General features: G+C 44.0%; 3 protein-coding genes. All 3 read right to left on the bottom strand.

Annotated elements, in window-relative coordinates:
- Positions 1 to 574 (bottom strand): alpha/beta hydrolase (locus tag ACP45E_RS11975; protein WP_017037997.1); only part of this gene is annotated, 574 nt, incomplete at its 3' end.
- Between the two features lie 88 nt (positions 575 to 662).
- Positions 663 to 1,127: an oxytetracycline resistance phosphoribosyltransferase domain-containing protein Tet(34) gene (gene tet(34), locus ACP45E_RS11970; RefSeq protein ID WP_017035048.1), complete on the bottom strand. Its 465-nt coding sequence runs from the start codon at positions 1,125 to 1,127 to the stop codon at positions 663 to 665.
- Positions 1,128 to 1,162: 35 nt separating this feature from the next.
- Positions 1,163 to 2,288, bottom strand: a 1,126-nt coding sequence (locus ACP45E_RS11965; RefSeq protein ID WP_069585041.1) for an NCS2 family permease, incomplete at its 5' end; no start/stop codon positions are given.

Below are 2,288 nucleotides of genomic sequence, written 5' to 3'. Positions count from 1 at the left end.
GTTGTGGCTGTAGAGTATTGGTTGCGTGTAAATTGGCGATTATTTTTCTTTTTCCGTAAGGCACTTCTATACGCTTGACGACAAATTTACTTTTTTCCGCCGCTTCACTGTAAGCTGCATTTGCCTGTACTTGGGCTTGAAGTGATAAGTTGTCATTTTTTAGGTGTGGATAACCTGCAATGCTATAGCATAACGATGCGGTGAATAGCTCATCAGCCCCTTTTTCACCGTCGATCTCTCTGCCCTTTTTTTGGTGCTCGGCGCCAAGTTTCCCCCACTCATACGCCCAGTTGCCACTGCGAAAACCAATCACAGTATCCAACCATTGATCATGGGTACGAGAGTGCGTCGATGAAGCGATGCGTGCGAATACCGCCTCTTGTTCAATCGGGTCAATCCCCTGCCACGCCCACTGCATTCGGCGTAGATTCCGATACCATGCGCCAGTATTAATCTTTTCCTCAAGGAAAGGCTGACTGCTTGGCATATATTGAGTCAACGCTGACGTTTCTTTTGCTTGTTTGTGTTTAACAAAAAGAGTTTCAGATAAGTTCTTATCACTTTTGTCTGACATAGAATTCCCTAGTACGCAGCTTTACAAAAAGGGCAAAAAAAAATGACCCACAACAGGGTCATTTTTCATGATTTCCGCTAATAAGCAATTATTTTTGCTTGCGATTAATAGGCTCAGCATATTGAATCGCGGTATCCCATGGCTGTTCAATCCACGTATCTTGTGGAATATCAACAATGTAGTCATCAAGTAGGTCTGAACCTGAAGGCTTAGCGCATACCGCAATAAGCTTCGCTTTTGGATACATTTCACGTAACTTACGTGCCGTATCACCGCTATCCACTAAGTCTTCTACAATAAGAAAACCTTCACCATCACCTTCTGGTGCTTTTACCACTGTCATATCATGTTGATGGTCATGATCGTAGCTAGAGATACAAATAGTATCTACATAACGAATACCAAGTTCACGAGCTAAGATAGCAGCAGGAACAAGCCCACCGCGGCTAACACCTAGGATACCTTTCCATTGTTCTGCTGGCATTTGCTTTTCAGCTAGTTGACGGCAGTAAGTTTGCATGTTGTCCCAAGTGATAACGAATTTATTGCTCATTGTATAAACCTAATAATTTTAATATATGAATGTTGTTATTCTACGATGTACTTAATGATAAAGATGGCCGACATTACCCAAACACTTAGAGAAACGTCGCGGCCCTTACCACTCAATGCTTTAATCGCTGCATAGCTAATAAAACCTAGCGCGATACCTTCTGCAATAGAGAAAGTGAGTGGCATCAACAAGCAAGTCACAACCACGGGTGCAGCTTCAGTCAGATCACGCCAATCAATGCTCACTAAACCTGAGAGCATTAATATCGCAACATAAAATAACGCACCTGTTGTTGCATACGCCGGGATCATACCAGCAAGTGGCGAGAAGAATAATGCAAGAATGAATAAAATGCCAACTACAACCGCAGTTAATCCTGTACGGCCACCAGCTGAAACGCCAGCCACACTTTCAATGTAAGAAGTGGTGTTTGAGGTACCAAGTAAAGCACCGACAGAGGTTGCGGTTGAATCCGCTAGAAGTGCACGATTCAAACGAGGGATTTTACCATCTTTATCGATTAAGTCTGCCTTTTGAGCCACACCCACCAAGGTACCTGCCGTATCAAACAGATCAACAAATAGGAACGCGAATACGACTGAAATCATACCCACTTCAAATACCGCTGAGAAATCAAGCTGCATAAAGGTCGGAGCAATGCTCGGTGGTGCAGACATAATGCCTCCCCATTGAACATCACCAAACATTAAACCTAGCGCCGTAACCACTAGAATCGCTATCATTACCGCGCCTTTAAGACCGCGGTGAACCAATGAGATCGTTAAGAAGAAGCCGATAGCAGCTAACACCGCTGATAGAGATGTGATATCACCCATTGAAACTAGCGTCGCTGGGTTATCAACGACAATACCTGCGTTTTTCAAACCAATTAACGCTAGAAACAGACCGATACCGGCAGAAATACCGGTTCGTAATGACATTGGAATGGAATTGATAATCCATTCACGGATTTTGAAGATGCTTAAAAGAATAAATAAAACACCTGAAACAAAAACCGCCGCTAGAGCGACTTGCCATGTGTAGCCCATACCTAGAACAACCGCGTAGGTAAAGAAGGCATTCAGTCCCATGCCCGGCGCTTGGGCAATTGGGTAGTTCGCCACAAAGCCCATAATGAAAAGATCGGAAGAGCGGATCCGC

Origin of the sequence: Vibrio genomosp. F10 str. 9ZD137 (assembly GCF_049974785.1) — a bacterium.
GTDB lineage: Bacteria > Pseudomonadota > Gammaproteobacteria > Enterobacterales > Vibrionaceae > Vibrio.
Note: the sequence above shows the minus strand (reverse complement) of the source record. Positions and strands in the feature narration are given on the sequence as shown.